This window comes from Sanguibacter sp. Z1732 (assembly GCF_051020515.1).
Classification (GTDB): Bacteria; Actinomycetota; Actinomycetes; order Actinomycetales; family Beutenbergiaceae; genus CALKWS01.
On sequence record NZ_CP194857.1, the window covers coordinates 1754479 to 1769066 of the forward strand.

General features: G+C 67.7%; 17 protein-coding genes, 2 pseudogenes and 1 CRISPR repeat array. Of the genes and pseudogenes, 11 read left to right on the forward strand and 8 right to left on the reverse strand.

Features of this window, described 5'->3' with window-relative positions:
• Window positions 1–27: 27 nt before the first annotated feature.
• The 7 genes and pseudogenes from cas5e (at window position 28) to ACRRRO_RS09340 (ending at window position 6783) form a co-directional block, all read left to right on the forward strand.
• Window positions 28–759 carry a type I-E CRISPR-associated protein Cas5/CasD gene (cas5e, locus tag ACRRRO_RS09310; protein WP_424795326.1) on the forward strand — a complete coding sequence of 244 codons (732 nt, stop codon included), beginning with the start codon at window positions 28–30 and terminating at the stop codon, window positions 757–759.
• A complete protein-coding gene (cas6e, locus tag ACRRRO_RS09315; protein ID WP_434081434.1) occupies window positions 759–1457 on the forward strand; it encodes a type I-E CRISPR-associated protein Cas6/Cse3/CasE in 699 nt (232 codons plus the stop codon). Before cas5e ends, cas6e begins: the two co-directional genes overlap by 1 nt.
• Window positions 1454–2398, forward strand: coding sequence for a type I-E CRISPR-associated endonuclease Cas1e (cas1e, locus tag ACRRRO_RS09320; RefSeq protein ID WP_424795324.1), 945 nt, complete (start codon window positions 1454–1456; stop codon window positions 2396–2398). Before cas6e ends, cas1e begins: the two co-directional genes overlap by 4 nt.
• On the forward strand, window positions 2395–2739 hold the full coding sequence (cas2e, locus tag ACRRRO_RS09325) for a type I-E CRISPR-associated endoribonuclease Cas2e (protein WP_424795323.1): 345 nt from the start codon (window positions 2395–2397) through the stop codon (window positions 2737–2739). The genes cas1e and cas2e overlap by 4 nt, the downstream gene beginning before the upstream one ends.
• 85 nt (window positions 2740–2824) lie before the next feature.
• Window positions 2825–4965: a CRISPR direct-repeat array (repeat unit 29 nt; unit sequence GTGCTCCCCGCGCATGCGGGGGTGGTCCC).
• 306 nt (window positions 4966–5271) lie between these two features.
• Window positions 5272–5391 (forward strand): annotated as a pseudogene (locus tag ACRRRO_RS09330) (hypothetical protein); the annotation flags it as partial.
• Between the two features lie 62 nt (window positions 5392–5453).
• Window positions 5454–6476, forward strand: a complete 1023-nt coding sequence (locus ACRRRO_RS09335) for an alpha-L-fucosidase (protein WP_434081435.1) — start codon at window positions 5454–5456, stop codon at window positions 6474–6476.
• 76 nt (window positions 6477–6552) lie between these two features.
• Window positions 6553–6783 (forward strand): FIMAH domain-containing protein, encoded by a 231-nt coding sequence (locus ACRRRO_RS09340; RefSeq protein WP_424795780.1) that lies wholly within the window; start codon window positions 6553–6555, stop codon window positions 6781–6783.
• Window positions 6784–6893: 110 nt separating this feature from the next.
• Here the strand turns inward: ACRRRO_RS09340 and ACRRRO_RS09345 are convergent, their stop codons facing one another.
• Genes ACRRRO_RS09345 through ACRRRO_RS09360 form a run of 4 tightly spaced genes read right to left on the reverse strand, consistent with a single transcriptional unit; the run spans window position 6894 to window position 9169 of the window.
• Window positions 6894–7655: an ABC transporter permease gene (locus tag ACRRRO_RS09345; protein ID WP_424795321.1), complete on the reverse strand. Its 762-nt coding sequence runs from the start codon at window positions 7653–7655 to the stop codon at window positions 6894–6896.
• Complete coding sequence (locus ACRRRO_RS09350) at window positions 7652–8491, reverse strand: ABC transporter ATP-binding protein (RefSeq protein ID WP_434081436.1); 840 nt, start codon at window positions 8489–8491, stop codon at window positions 7652–7654. Before ACRRRO_RS09350 ends, ACRRRO_RS09345 begins: the two co-directional genes overlap by 4 nt.
• On the reverse strand, window positions 8451–8837 hold the full coding sequence (locus ACRRRO_RS09355) for a DUF1048 domain-containing protein (RefSeq protein ID WP_424795319.1): 387 nt from the start codon (window positions 8835–8837) through the stop codon (window positions 8451–8453). Before ACRRRO_RS09355 ends, ACRRRO_RS09350 begins: the two co-directional genes overlap by 41 nt.
• A 2-nt stretch (window positions 8838–8839) precedes the next feature.
• Window positions 8840–9169 carry a PadR family transcriptional regulator gene (locus ACRRRO_RS09360; RefSeq protein WP_424786882.1) on the reverse strand — a complete coding sequence of 110 codons (330 nt, stop codon included), beginning with the start codon at window positions 9167–9169 and terminating at the stop codon, window positions 8840–8842.
• A gap of 162 nt (window positions 9170–9331) precedes the next feature.
• On the opposite strand from ACRRRO_RS09360, the gene ACRRRO_RS09365 reads away from it, so the two are divergent.
• From ACRRRO_RS09365 to purM, 4 genes and pseudogenes are all read left to right on the forward strand, one after another.
• Entirely contained in the window at window positions 9332–9685 is a 354-nt protein-coding gene (locus ACRRRO_RS09365) for a sterol carrier family protein (protein ID WP_424795318.1), read from the forward strand.
• Window positions 9686–9708: 23 nt separating this feature from the next.
• Window positions 9709–10050: a hypothetical protein gene (locus ACRRRO_RS09370; protein WP_424795317.1), complete on the forward strand. Its 342-nt coding sequence runs from the start codon at window positions 9709–9711 to the stop codon at window positions 10048–10050.
• A 41-nt stretch (window positions 10051–10091) separates the two neighbouring features.
• Window positions 10092–11648 carry an amidophosphoribosyltransferase gene (purF, locus tag ACRRRO_RS09375; RefSeq protein ID WP_434081437.1) on the forward strand — a complete coding sequence of 519 codons (1557 nt, stop codon included), beginning with the start codon at window positions 10092–10094 and terminating at the stop codon, window positions 11646–11648.
• 89 nt (window positions 11649–11737) lie between these two features.
• Window positions 11738–12836: pseudogene (gene purM / locus ACRRRO_RS09380) on the forward strand (phosphoribosylformylglycinamidine cyclo-ligase).
• A gap of 89 nt (window positions 12837–12925) precedes the next feature.
• Here the strand turns inward: purM and ACRRRO_RS09385 are convergent.
• From ACRRRO_RS09385 to ACRRRO_RS09400, 4 genes are all read right to left on the reverse strand, one after another.
• The gene (locus ACRRRO_RS09385) at window positions 12926–13114 is read right to left on the reverse strand and encodes a DUF3073 domain-containing protein (protein ID WP_424795778.1); all 189 of its coding nucleotides are present in this window, start codon (window positions 13112–13114) and stop codon (window positions 12926–12928) included.
• Between the two features lie 169 nt (window positions 13115–13283).
• A complete protein-coding gene (locus tag ACRRRO_RS09390; RefSeq protein ID WP_424786878.1) occupies window positions 13284–13559 on the reverse strand; it encodes a DUF3618 domain-containing protein in 276 nt (91 codons plus the stop codon).
• Window positions 13556–13969, reverse strand: a complete 414-nt coding sequence (locus tag ACRRRO_RS09395; RefSeq protein WP_424795315.1) for a phage holin family protein — start codon at window positions 13967–13969, stop codon at window positions 13556–13558. The genes ACRRRO_RS09390 and ACRRRO_RS09395 overlap by 4 nt, the downstream gene beginning before the upstream one ends.
• A 172-nt stretch (window positions 13970–14141) precedes the next feature.
• On the reverse strand, window positions 14142–14582 hold the full coding sequence (locus ACRRRO_RS09400; RefSeq protein WP_434081438.1) for an RpiB/LacA/LacB family sugar-phosphate isomerase: 441 nt from the start codon (window positions 14580–14582) through the stop codon (window positions 14142–14144).
• Between the last annotated feature and the right edge of the window lie 6 nt (window positions 14583–14588).

The window sequence follows — 14588 nt, forward strand, 5'->3', positions numbered from 1 at the left end:
CGTGGACGAGCGCCTCACGGTGGCCTCATGAGCACCCTCTTGCTGCGATTGGCTGGCCCGATGCAGTCGTGGGGGACCAGGTCCAGATTCAGTTACCGGTTCACCGACTCCCAGCCCTCGAAGAGCGCGATTCTCGGTTTGCTTGCGGCCGCACAAGGGCGGCGGCGCAGTGAACCGATCGAGGACCTACTACACCTGCGCTTCGGCGTGCGCCTTGATCAGCCGGGCCGGGTGATTCGAGACTTTCAGACAGCACGAAGTCTCGATGGCAGTCGAGCCATGCCGTTGACGCAACGCTATTACCTCAGCGACGCGGTCTATGTAGCTGGTGTTGAAGGACCACAGGAGTTGATCGACTCATTGTCGCTGGCCGTGCGGCGGCCAGAGTACCCCCTCTATCTCGGCCGCCGTTCCTGCCCACCAGCACGGAGCGTGCACATCGGTGTGCGGGAGATGGGGGTCGCTGATGCGCTCGCCTCGACCGAGGAGGAGGTTGGCGCACCTTGGGAAGCTGCGCTTTGGTGGCGCCGCCGGCAGCCGGTTGAAGTCGATCTCGAAATAGTCCGTGATGTTCTCCCAGGCGAAGCGACCACGGAACTGGTACCGGATGCTCCGCTGAGTTTCGATCCACACCACCGGCGATATGCCATGAGACCAGTGCTCCACGCGGTGTGCTCGGTGCGTAATCATGAGGGACGGCCACGCATGAAAGGCCGGTACCTCACGACGCATGATCCCTTTGAGATGACAGGATCCTGATGTTCCTGACGCGTATAGAGATCAACCAACGCAGACGCGCAACGAGGCAAGTCCTCGCCAACCCTCATCGGATGCACGGGGCGGTGACTGCCTGCTTTCCCAGATCAGTCGACCCCGGACGAGTGATGTGGAGGCTGGACGAGCGTGAAGATGGCGTGTTTCTCTTTGTCCTCTCGTCGCTACCACCACCGGACGCCACCAGTCTGGTGGAGGACTACGGATGGCCCCAATTCGAGTCACCATGGCAGAGCAAGGAATACCAACCTGTCCTTGATGCCGTTCAAAACGGAAGGCAATTCCAGTTCCGCTTGCGCGCAAACCCTGTTCGCAACGTCTTAGAACCTGCGAACGACCAGGTACAGGCTGGTAATAGCGGCTCTGGAGAGGTCAGACGGATCCGAGGGAAGCGGGTTGGCCACGTGACAGTCGCGCAGCAGCGCCACTGGCTCCTCACGCGAGCCTCGCGATGGGGATTTACAATGGGCGACGAGAATGCTCCCTCCGCCGACGTCGTTGAGCGGAAGGTTTGGACTTTCGCGAAGAAGTCTCGGACGGTCACGCTCAGTACCGCGGTCTTTGAAGGGATCCTGACCGTGACCGATCAGGGGGAGTTGCGCCGTCGGCTCCTTGATGGGTTCGGGCCCGCCAAGGCTTATGGCTGCGGCCTCATGACTTTGGCGCCTTTCAGTTCGCCGTGAGTCTGACGGGCGCGAGGCCGCCGACGCCAGTTGAACTTGTCCGGGCTGGTGAGCGGATCTCCTTTCTCTATGTTGAGCACGCGTTGATTAGCCGGGCGGACAACGCGATCACCCTCAAGAGTTCCCGCGGTGTCGTACATGTTCCAGCCGCTCAGTTGTCCTGTGTGTTGATCGGGCCGGGATGCCGGGTGACGCACCATGCGGTCATGCTGCTGGCAGATTCCGGATCCTCAGTTGTGTGGGTCGGTGAGAACGGCGTGCGATTCTACGCGGGAGGGCGGGGCCTGACTCGATCAAGCCGGCTCTTGGAGGCGCAGGCCGCACTGGTGTCCAATACACGAAGCCGGCTCCGGGTGGCGCGCGCAATGTACGAGATGCGATTTCCGGACGAAGACGTGTCGACGTTGACAATGCAACAACTCCGCGGACGCGAGGGTGCTCGCGTACGCGCCCTTTACCGCGAAGAGAGTCAACGTACCGGAGTGACATGGAACAGGCGCGATTACCGCCCTGATGATTTCGATGCGTCGGACCCGGTCAATAAGGCGCTCTCATCGGCGAACAGCGCACTCTACGGCATCGTTCACTCAGTGATTGTGGCGATGGGCTGCGCCGCCGGCCTCGGGTTTGTGCACAGTGGCGGAGATCGAGCGTTCGTCCATGACGTGGCCGATCTGTACAAGGCGTCGACCTCGATTCCCGTAGCGTTTGACGTGGCCTCCGCTGGCGTTACCGATGTAGGTGCCCATGCTCGTCGCTGTATGCGTGATGCGATTTACCAAGAGCACATCCTCGAGCGTTGCGTGCGAGATGTTCGTCAACTCTTGATCGGAGACCAGGGCGACCTCAATGATGAGTGGGCTGACGTTATCGTCCTTTGGGACGCCGCCGATGGTTCAGTTGCTTCCGGGACGAATTACGCGGACGAGGTTGACTGGTGACGGTGGTCGTGCTCACGGCGGTACCGGCCGGACTACGTGGCGTGTTGACACGGTGGCTGCTGGAGATTGCTCCGGGAGTGTTCGTGGGACACGTATCGCGCCGCGTGCGGGAGCACTTATGGGACCGCATCGTCGACGGCGTCGGACGAGGCCGAGCGCTGATGGTGTTCCAACAACGCTCGGAGCAGCGCCTCGGCTTCTGGGTTCACGGGCACGATTGGGAGCCCATCGATTTCGAAGGTCTTTCATTGATGTTGCGCCCAGAAGGTGATGGCTCGACAGACTCGGGGCAGTTCGCCGCCCAAGAACTGGAGTTTCGCCGAACGTCGGCTGCGCGGTAGTCGGTAGCGCGGCGATGGGCCTTGCGGTTAGCGCAAACTAATACGGACGCGACGGTTTGGTTGGTAACGTTGCAGGTCAGCAACTGTGCTCCCCGCGCATGCGGGGGTGGTCCCCGATACCTCCAAGCCGCGACCGTCCTCGGCCTGGTGCTCCCCGCGCATGCGGGGGTGGTCCCGTCCAGCCGTTAGCGTCCACGTAAGTCATGGCGTGCTCCCCGCGCATGCGGGGGTGGTCCCGAGGCGAACCGGCGCCTGCTTCAAGCATACAAGTGCTCCCCGCGCATGCGGGGGTGGTCCCCTATTAGGTCCTAGTAGGCTCGCATCACTGAGGTGCTCCCCGCGCATGCGGGGGTGGTCCGTGGAATACCGACCCCAACCTAGGCACTGGCACGTGCTCCCCGCGCATGCGGGGGTGGTCCCACGAATCAGATGTCCAACGCGATGGCCGAGCGGTGCTCCCCGCGCATGCGGGGGTGGTCCGAATTGAGCATCCATCCACTGCTGGATCAGCGCGTGCTCCCCGCGCATGCGGGGGTGGTCCCTTCCACTGCAGGCCCGGGCGGGAGGCGAACCCGTGCTCCCCGCGCATGCGGGGGTGGTCCCCAGCGTCGCATCAGAAGCACCAGGCGCCCTAGGTGCTCCCCGCGCATGCGGGGGTGGTCCCGGTGACTGTTCGATGGATCGCGGTACAGATGAGTGCTCCCCGCGCATGCGGGGGTGGTCCCTCGGGATCGGTCAACTGCTCCACCTTCTCCACGTGCTCCCCGCGCATGCGGGGGTGGTCCCACGGTCCCGTCAGCCGCCGCGAACACCGGGCCGTGCTCCCCGCGCATGCGGGGGTGGTCCCTGCGAACCGGTGCCGGACTGGTCGGATGATCCGGTGCTCCCCGCGCATGCGGGGGTGGTCCCCGGTGCACGTCGATGCCGTAGCCAACCTCGGGGGTGCTCCCCGCGCATGCGGGGGTGGTCCCTTGCCGGCCGTTGAGGACGGCAACGAGTTGGGGTGCTCCCCGCGCATGCGGGGGTGGTCCCAGTCGCGCCGGCGTCCTGGTGGCCAAGTCCATGTGCTCCCCGCGCATGCGGGGGTGGTCCCTGCCCGCACCGCACGCCGTCGCGGAGAACAACGTGCTCCCCGCGCATGCGGGGGTGGTCCCGGCGCGGGGCTTGCCGCCGGCGCCAGCGATGAGTGCTCCCCGCGCATGCGGGGGTGGTCCCTGGGAGCGCTCACGCCACACCACATCGACCAGGTGCTCCCCGCGCATGCGGGGGTGGTCCCCCCTCGAACGACCACTCGCATGGCTCAACCGGGTGCTCCCCGCGCATGCGGGGGTGGTCCCGTGGCGCCGTCGAGGATCTGCCGTAGCGCCTCGTGCTCCCCGCGCATGCGGGGGTGGTCCCGCTGAGACCGGGGCATGGGAGCGCACCACCACGTGCTCCCCGCGCATGCGGGGGTGGTCCCCTGCGCCCCCGCGGCTCGTCCATGCAACTGGGGTGCTCCCCGCGCATGCGGGGGTGGTCCCGCCACCACGACCGCCGGCTAGCAGAAGCACAAGTGCTCCCCGCGCATGCGGGGGTGGTCCGCCCTGGATGAGTTCCACACCGGCGCTCCACAGGTGCTCCCCGCGCATGCGGGGGTGGTCCCCGGTGCCGCAGCGTGTGGGCGGAGCGGTCCGCGTGCTCCCCGCGCATGCGGGGGTGGTCCCTGCCACGATGGGCGGCCCGTAGCGCGCAGCCCGTGCTCCCCGCGCATGCGGGGGTGGTCCCCGGTCTTCCATCTGTTGCCAGCCGTCGCCGATGTGCTCCCCGCGCATGCGGGGGTGGTCCCTGTCCGCCGTCACGTCCACGTACCAGATCGCCGTGCTCCCCGCGCATGCGGGGGTGGTCCCCCTTGGCGGTCGTCGGTGCCGTTGATGACCTGGTGCTCCCCGCGCATGCGGGGGTGGTCCCTTCCGCGCCACATCTTGCCCTGGGCGACATGCGTGCTCCCCGCGCATGCGGGGGTGGTCCCCACCGGCAGCAACTCATCCGGGCACGACTCGTGTGCTCCCCGCGCATGCGGGGGTGGTCCCGTTCGACGTGCCCCACCCCGACTCAGCGGACCGTGCTCCCCTGGGGTCAACCCCAGGAGGCTAAGGCGTGCTCCCCGCGCATGCGGGGGTGGTCCCGCGCGCCGATACCGGGCAGGGCCAATGTCTACGCGCTCCCCGCGCATGCGGGGGTGGTCCCGAATTGGAGCCTCTGACACGGTCAATGTCGAAGTGCTGGTGCAGAACCGGCCAGCCACAGTCACACCGAGACCGGCACGCACCCCTGAGGGCTGTCCTCACGCGTTCTACGCAGAGACGCTGGCACCCGGGCGCGCCACGTGGTGGTGATCGCGGAGAGGACGGCCGGCCGGTAGCCTCGCCGACCATGCCGCCTCTGCCGAACTCCCCGACCATGCGACCCATCCCGCCCAGCCCGGGTCAACGGGCCTGGCAAGACCTGGAACTGGGCTTCTTCTGCCACTTCGGCGTGAACACCTTTCACGGCATGGAGTGGAGTGACGGCACCTTGCCGGCGGCGAGTTTCAATCCGCGCGACCTCGACGCGGCTCAGTGGGTACGGACGGCGCAGGACGCCGGCGCGGGCTACTTCATCCTCACCGCCAAACACCACGACGGGTTCTGCCTGTGGCCCACGGCCACCACCGACTACTCCGTGGCGTCCTCGCCGTGGCGCGACGGGCGGGGGGGGACGTGGTGGCCGAGGTGGCGCGCGCCTGCCGGGAGGCCGGCATGCCGTTCGGGTTGTACCTGTCGCCATGGGACCGCAATGCCGCCTGCTATGACGACCCGGACGCCTATGACCGCTTCTACCAGGCGCAACTACGGGAGTTGTGCACCGGTTACGGACGGCTGGTGGAACTGTGGTTCGACGGCGCCGGCAGCCACGGACGAGCCTATGACTGGGACGGCGTCATGGCCGTCATCGACCAGTTCCAGCCGCAGGCGATGGTCTTCAACATGGGACGGCCCACGATCCGCTGGATCGGCAACGAGGACGGCCTGGCTGCCGATCCGGTGCACTACGTGGTCGAGAGCACCGAGGTGTCCAACTACGTCTCCGACACCGCAGCCCTCGACGCACCGCGCTACCTGCCCCCGGAGTGCGACGTCTCGTTGCGCCGCGGTTGGTTCTGGGCTCGTGACGATGAGCCCAAGTCCGCCGAGCACCTGCTGGGGATCTATTACCGCTCCGTCGGGATGGGAACGAACCTGCTCCTCAACGTCCCGCCCGATGACCGCGGGCTGATCGGGGATGACGACGCGGCCAGGCTGCGCCAGTGGCGCACCGAACTCGACCGGCGGTTCGCGTGGCCCATCCGCGCACACCTGAGCGGTTCCGGCGACGTCTGGACCGCCACATTCGAGGACCCGGTCACGATCGACCACGTTGAACTCGCCGAGGACTATGACGACGGCCAGCGCATCGGCGCCCATCGGGTGCTGATCGATGACGACGCCGCCCCGGCCGGCACGGATCCCGCCGGGGCCGAGGTGCTCGCCGCCGGGCTGAGCGTGGGTCACAAGCGTCTCCACGCCGTCAGCCCGGTCACCGTCCGGCGGCTGCGCATCGAACTCCGGGGCCCATCTCCGCGGCTGCGCTCCGTGCGGGCCTACCGGGCCGGGACCAGCGGCTCGGGCCGGGTCGAGTACCGGGCCACACCGACGAGCCGGAGGCGAACCCCGCGGTAGCCGCGCGGCCACCGGCGGAGGAACAGTTGGTGAACGGGCTTGGCCGCGCGCGCGATCATCACTAACGTGACGTGCGCTGGAGGACTACCGGACCTCCGGTGACGTCGACGGCCCGATCGGGCACCGGTTGACGAACGCGCTCGCGCAGGCGCAGCGGCATCTGGAGGGCGGAAGCGCCAATCCCGCCGAGCAGGCGCTGACCCGGTTCGTCCGGCACCTGGATAACCCGAAGGGCCCGGACACCCTCGCCTCAGACGCTGCTGCCGATCTGCGCGAACGGGCTGTGGCGATCCTCGAGGTGCTCTGAGGGAGCGGGCGGCCGGGCGCCGGCGGGCTCGGTCGAGAGTGCCGCGGAAGTGCCGGGCCAGGCGGCCGGATCTGCCCCGTGCCGGGCGGGCGCGCGGTGAGGCGAGTCGTCTACGAGATCTTGCGGCGGTAGATCCTCACCGCGATGAGGACGGCCACCAGCAGTACTCCGACGCACCAGGCCAAGGCGACCCAGATCTCCTCGCCGAGCGCCTGACCAGTGAGCAGGTTGCGCAGTGCCTCCACGATCGGGGTGACCGGCTGGTTCTCAGCGAAGGCTCGCACCGCAGAGGGCATCGAGTCGGTGGGTACGAACGCCGAGCTGAGGAACGGCAGGAAGATCAGCGGGTACGAGAATGCGCTGGCTCCTTCGACGCTGTTGGCGGAGAGGCCGGCGATGACGGCTAGCCAGGTCAGCGCCATGGTGAACAGGATCAGAATTCCTGCGACCGCCAGCCATTCCAGCACACCGGCACCGGAGCGAAATCCCATCAGGAGAGCCACGCCGATGACGATGGTCAGTGAGATCAGATTGGCGACCAGCGAGGTCAGCACGTGTGCCCACAAGGTGGCGGATCGGGAGATCGGCAACGAACTGAACCGTTCGAAGATGCCTCTCTGCAGGTCCAGGAACAGCCGGTACGCGGTGTAGGCGATCCCGGACGCCACGGTGATCAGGAGAATCCCGGGCAGCAGGTAGTTCACATAGTCGTCGGTACCGGCGTCGATGGCGCCGCCGAAGACGTAGACGAACAGCAGCAGGAACGCGATCGGCATGATCGCGGTGGTGATGATGGTGTCCGGGCTGCGGGCGATGTGGCGCAGGGACCGTCCGAGCAGAGTTCTGGTCTCACTGAAGGCGTGCGTACTCATGATTGGTCCTTCTCCGGGGAGCGTGCGCCCGGGTCAGTGCTGGTAATAGCCAGGAAGATGTCCTCCAGGCTGGGCCTCTTCTCCACGTACTCGACCTCGGCCGGGGGTAGCAGTTCCTTGAGTTCGGACAAGGTCCCGTTGGCGATGATGCGCCCTTCATGCAGGATCGCGATCCGGTCGGCGAGTTGCTCGGCCTCATCGAGATACTGGGTGTTGAGCAAGATCGTGGTGCCCCCGCGCGCCAGTGTTCTGATGGAGTCCCACACTTCCAGCCGGGATTTGGGGTCCAGGCCGGTGGTGGGCTCATCGAGGAAGATGACCTCCGGGTCACCGATCAGGCTCATGGCGAGGTCGAGACGTCGCCGCATGCCGCCGGAGTAGGTGGAGGCCCTCTGTGCGCCGGCATCGATGAGCGAGAACTTCTCCAGCAACTCCTCTGCGATGACGCGGGGGTTCTCAAGATGGCGCAATTGCGCGACCAGCATCAGGTTCTCCCGGCCGGTGAGCATCTCGTCCACGGCGGTGAACTGTCCGGTCAGGCTGATCGACTCGCGCACCTTGCCGGGGTCGCGGGCAACGTCGATACCGTTGACGAGGGCGGTCCCGGAGTCGGCCTTCAGCAGTGTGGAGAGGATCCGAACGGTCGTGGTCTTGCCGGCGCCGTTGGAGCCCAGCAGCGCGAGGATGCTTCCCGCTGCAACTGCGAACTCCACGCCGGTGAGGACCTCGTTGTCCTTGTACCTCTTGGTCAGGTTACGGACGTCAATGGCGGGTTTGGTGAGCGTCGTCGGGGGGTCATGGTGTGTCCGCGGCGTCCTGCCTCCGGGTCGCGTCATCGACGGACCTCCTCAGCCGGGCCTTCTCCTTGTTGATCCACTGGCTGTCGGTGTAGTTGGCAAGGAACTCGTCGGCGAAGTCCACTGGATCCTCGCCGATGATGTCGTTGATGGCGGTGCCGTCGGCCGCGGCACGTTCCATGAGTTCGGTGAGGTCGTCGAGCATCTGCAGCAACTCCTCACCGTCGCTGATCCCACCTCGGTGCATGAGATAGCGCTCGATGGCTTCCTGCGCCTGTTGGTAGCCGGCCGGCAGTTGCTTCACGCGTTCCTGCTGCTGCTTGTACCGCTTCTTCTGCTCGAGCGAGCCGGTCAGCCACTCGAACCACTTCCTTTTCTCTGCCATCTCTACTTCCCCTCCTGACGGAGTTGGTCGACTCGCTCGGTGAGGAACGTCCAGTTCCTCCAGAACTCATCGAGGTATTGCTGTCCCTGGGCGTTGAGTGTGTAGACCTTGCGCGGCGGACCCTTCTCCGAGGGGACCTTCTCCACATCCACCAGTTGCCGCTTCTCGATGCGGACCAGCAGGGCGTACACGGTGCCCTCCGCGATATCGGTGAAGCCCTGATCGCGAAGCCACGCGGTGATCTCGTAGCCGTAGGCGGGCCGGGAGGCCAAGATGGCCAGCACCAGACCCTCCAGCGTGCCCTTGAGCATCTCGGTGACCTGTTTACTCATCGCACCTCACTACTCAGTGTCACTCACTACTGGTACATAGTAGCGCTAGGTACCGGCGTTGCAACCCCTTATCGGACCCCGCCGCGCGCAGCCTGGTCCGATGAAGGGCCGGTCGTGCTCCCTCGGGAGTGCCACGGCTGCGGCGACCGGTAACCTCCAGGCGTGGCTCGAGCGATAGCGCCCCAGGAGGGCGTCCAGGCACTGCAGGCGTGGCGCACCGGCGCGGCCGACGGCACGCAGGTGCGTACCGCCGTCCGGTTCGCCCTGCAGGTGCTCACCCGGCACCACCCCGGCAACGCGGTGGAGGTGCGGGTCCCCCCGGCGGGGGTCACCCAGGCCATCGCCGGGCCCAGGCACACCCGCGGTACGCCACCGAACGTGATCGAGACGGACGCGCACACCTGGCTGGCCCTGGCCACCGGCACGCTCGGCTGGGATGAGGCGCTGGCCAGTGGTCGCGTGCAGGCCTCCGGGCTGCGCGCCGACCTCGGTGAGGTGCTGCCGTTGCCGCTGTGATCGGTGGTGCTAGCGTCGGAGGAGTGGATGACGCTCAGGATGCCCGCGCCGGAACCGGCGCCGATACCGCCCGGGAGGCTGCGCCGTCGACCGCTGACGTGGTCAGCGGCGACGAGGCGATGGCGATGGCGGACCCGACCACGGTGCGCAAGGTGCCTCGCTTCCGCCGGATCGGGATGCTCGGCGCGCTGGTGGGCCTGATCGTCTGCGCGGTGGTCACGGCCGTGTTCGCCCGGCCCACCGAGTTCCTGTCCCTGCCCGGCGTCTTCCTGTTCCTCTCGGTCTTCCTGGTTCCGGTGTTCGCCCTGGTCGCCTGCGCGGTGGCGCTGCTCATGGACGCCCGGGCCCGTCGTCGTCGATCCTGACCCGGCGAGCCCGCCCTGGCGGCATACGCGGCCCTGGCGTTATGTGGGACGATGGTGCCGTGGCGCGCGGAGATGGTCGACTCTCACATGAACTGCTCCCCGGGGAGAAGGGCCCCCAGGACGCTTGCGGCGTCTTCGGGCTCTGGGCACCGGGGGAGGAAGTGGCCAAGCTGGCCTACTTCGGCCTGTACGCCCTGCAGCATCGCGGCCAGGAGTCGGCCGGGATCGCCACCTCCAACGGTAAGCAGATCCTGGTGTACAAGGACATGGGTCTGGTCTCCCAGGTGTTCAACGACACCGCGCTGCGTCCGCTCACCGGGCACATCGCCCTGGGTCACGTGCGCTATGCCACCACCGGGGCCTCGGTCTGGGAGAACGCCCAACCCACCCTCGGGCCGACCTCCTCGGGCACGATCGCGCTGGGGCACAACGGGAACCTGACGAACACCTCCGAGCTCATCGGCCTGGTCGAGGAGCGCTACGGCAGCGCCGTGCGGCACCGGTTGGACTCCTGCGCCACCGACACCACCGTGCTCACCGCCCTGCTCAGCGGCGACCCCGGCCATGACCTGGAGACCACCGCGATGGAGGTGCTGCCGCGGGTGCGCGGCGCCTTCTCGCTGGCCTTCATCGACGAACGAGGCCTGTACGCCGCGCGCGACCCCCAGGGGATCCGCCCACTGGTGCTGGGGCGCCTGTCCCGGGGCTGGGTGGTCGCCTCCGAGACCGCCGCCCTGGACATCATCGGCGCCTCGGTGGTGCGCGAGGTCGAACCCGGGGAACTGATCGTGATCGACGACGACGGGCTGCGCTCACGCAGGTTCGCCGAGGCCGCCCCGAAGGGCTGCGTGTTCGAGTACGTCTACCTGGCCCGCCCGGACACCACCATCGCCGGCAGGTCCGTCAACGCCGCGCGGGTGCAGATGGGCCGCTCGCTGGCCAGGGAATGGCCCGCCGAGGCCGACCTGGTGATCCCGGTGCCCGAGTCCGGCACTCCGGCCGCGATCGGCTACGCCACCGAGTCCGGCATCCCCTTCGCCCAGGGGCTGACCAAGAACGCCTACGTGGGCCGCACCTTCATCGAGCCCTCCCAGACCATCCGACAACTCGGCATCCGTCTCAAACTCAACCCGCTGCGGGAGGTGATCCGGGGCAAGCGGCTGGTGGTGGTGGACGACTCGATCGTGCGCGGCAACACCCAGCGCGCCCTGATCCGGATGCTGCGCGAGGCCGGTGCCGCCGAGGTGCACGTGCGGATCAGCGCTCCTCCGGTGAAATGGCCCTGTTTCTACGGCATCGACTTCCCCACCCGGGCCGAGTTGATCGCCAACGGGCTCAACGCCGAGGAGGTGGGGGCCAGCCTGGGTGCGGACTCGCTGGGCTACATCTCCGTGGAGGCCATGATCGCGGCCACCGAACAGGACGCCGCCCGGCTCTGCACGGCCTGCTTCACCGGGAACTATCCGCTGCCGGTCTCCGAACCGGCTGATGAGGCGATGATGCTGGACCAGGAGGAGTTGCCGCTGGGCGATCCGCAGAACGGGTTGAACGCCCTCTCGACCGCCCCCGGTGGTGAAGGAGCGCTGCTGCGGCCGTGACCAGCCACGATGAGGACGGCCCCGACGTACCAGGGGCGCCGGGCGCAGCGGACCCGGACGGGGGACCGGGTGGCCCGGGTGGGAGCCCGATCACCTACGCCTCCGCGGGAGTGGATACCGAGGCCGGTGACAAGGCCGTGGAGATGATGAAGGACGCGGTGCGCGCCACGCACACACCCGCCGTGATCGGTGGCGTGGGTGGGTTCGCCGGAATGGTGGACGCCTCGGCCCTGAAGGACTACCGACGCCCGCTGCTGGCCACCTCCACCGATGGGGTGGGCACCAAGGTCGCCATCCCAGGAAATGGATGTGCACGACACCATCGGTTTCGACCTGGTGGGCATGGTGGTCGACGACATCGTCGTGGTCGGCGCCACGCCACTGTTCATGACCGACTACATCGCGACCGGCTCGGTGGTGCCCGAGCGCATCGCCGACATCGTGCGCGGGATCGCGCAGGCGTGCCAGGTGGCCGGCACGGCCCTGGTGGGCGGGGAGACCGCAGAGCATCCCGGGCTGCTCGCCCCGGACGAGTACGACGTCGCCGGCGCGGCCACCGGGGTCGTGGAGGCCGACGACGTGCTGGGCCCGGACCGAGTCGGTGCCGGTGACGTGGTGGTCGCGATGGCCTCCTCCGGTCTGCACGCCAACGGGTACTCGCTGGTGCGCGCCGTGATCGCCCGCTCCGGATGGGAACTGGACCGGCAGGTCCCGGAGTTCGCCCGTACCCTGGGCGCCGAACTACTGGAACCAACCCGGGTGTACGCCCGTGACGCCCTGGCCCTGGCCGCCCACGCTCCGGCACGTGTGCGCGCCTTCAGCCACATCACCGGCGGTGGGCTGGCGGCGAACCTGGCCCGGGTCCTGCCGGCCGATCTGGTGGCCACCGTGGACCGCTCGTCCTGGCAGGTGCCCGCGGTGTTCGACGTGGTGCGCGGCCTGGGCAGGGTGCCCTGGACGGATCTGGAGGCGACGTTGAACCTGGGCGTCGGGATGGTCGCCATCGTGCCGGCAGACGGGGTGGATGAGACGCTGCGGCTGCTCGGCGAGCGCGGCGTGCCCGCCTGGGTGCTGGGTCAGGTGCACCGGGCCGGCAGCATCGACGAGTCCGTGGCGCCGGTGGTGCGGGGCACCAAGGGTGTGCACGGCGGAGGTGTGCAGCTGCATGGCGCGTACCGCACCGCGTGACGGCGCCACCGTCGTCCCGTTCCGGGCACGGCTGAGCAACCCAGGTGGTTCAGGGGTCACGGACCCCTGTGGCACACCCGGTCACGGCCTCAGTTCGAGGGCCTGTCCCAGTCGTCGTCCTCGTCGGTCGCGGGCGGGATGTCGTACCGATCGGCAAGATCGGTCTGCGTCCCACCGGCGAGTTCGCGTTCGAGCGCCTCGTAGTCCGTCTCGGGGCTGTAGTACTTCAGCTTCCGAGCGACTTTGGTCTGCTTTGCCTTCTGACGGCCGCGCCCCATGAGCGAGACCCCCTCCACCGGATACTGCCGGGGCCACACCGTCCGAGGACGTAGTGACCACCGGGATTTGGTCAATGTGTTCGTGCTACCACCGTACATGTAGGCGGTGGCGATGGGCCAACTGGTTACCTGCGGCAGGCTGCCCAGGGCCCGTGGAAAAACGCCGGGATCAGCGGCTACGGCGCAGGATCGTCACACCGATCACACCAATGATCGCGGCGGCAACGCCCCCGACGATGGAGACCGCGCGGGGCTCGCCCGACTTGACGTCGTTGACGAAACCGGAGACCTGGGTGCGCGGGTCGACGCGGTCGACCAAGGCGTCCACGCTGCGGGTCAGTTCGAGCCGCTTGGCTGCCAGGTCCGCCTCGATCTCGTCGGCGGTGCGCTTACGGGTCTCCTTGGGGTCGGCTGCCCCAGGCCCCTTGCCGGTCTCGGTGCTCATGACTTGACTCCCTGCTTGACGGCTTCGACGTCCTTCTTGATGTTCTCACCGGTCTGGGGCGACGGCGCCTTGGACAGCGCCGACTTGCCGAGCAGGGCCAGGATCACGACGACCACGAGCAGCACCCCGGCCACGATGAGCGAGGCCGCCCAGTAGGGCATCACGGTGGCGAGACCGAACATCCCGGCGGTGAGCAGCCAACCGAGCATGAACAGCCCGGAAACTCCCGCACCGACGAACAGGCCGATACCCAGGCCCATCGCCTTGCCCTTCTCGGCGAGTTGGGTCTGAACGAGTTCGATCTCATCGCGCACCAGCGCGGAGATGTTCTCGGTGACCTTGGCCAGCAGTGCGCCGACCGAGGGCGTCTCGCCGGAGGGAACCCTCGTAGTGTGACTGTCCTGGACCATGTTTTGTCTCCGTCCTGCGTTATCCCTCACCCTAGTCTGCTGACTCAGCCAACCGCTCCCGTGGCTTCGGGGCAACTCAGGACGCGGATTGCGCCCGTAGCGGCGCGCCCCGGTGGGCCGGCGCCGCCCGACTGACCGGCGCGGCCGCTCGACCGGCCGCCGCTACGGGGCGTCAGCGTGCTTCGTAGTCCTCGATCTCGGTGAGCCGGGGCCCGTAACTGCTCGCCGGATCGTGGCGCAGGTCCAGCCACACATCGACCAGCGCCTTCGCCGCCACCGGGGCGATCACGTTCTGACCCATGCACAGGATCTGTGCGTCGTAGTTCTCCACCGACCCGCGCACGGTGAGGAGGTCGTGCGCCGTGGCCGCCCGGGCGCCCTTGACCTTGCTCGCCGCGATCGCGGTGCCGATCCCGGTTCCGCAGACCAGGATCGCGCGCTCGGCCGTGCCGTCGAGCACGGCACGGGCCGCCTGGAAGGACACCTGCGGATAGGTGATCTCCGCCGTGGAAAGGTCGATGACGTCGCTCACGCGCGGGTCCGCCTCCAGGTGGGCCTTCAGTTCGTCCTTCAGCACCGCCCCGTTGCCCGGTGCTCCGATCGCGACTCGCATCTTGAG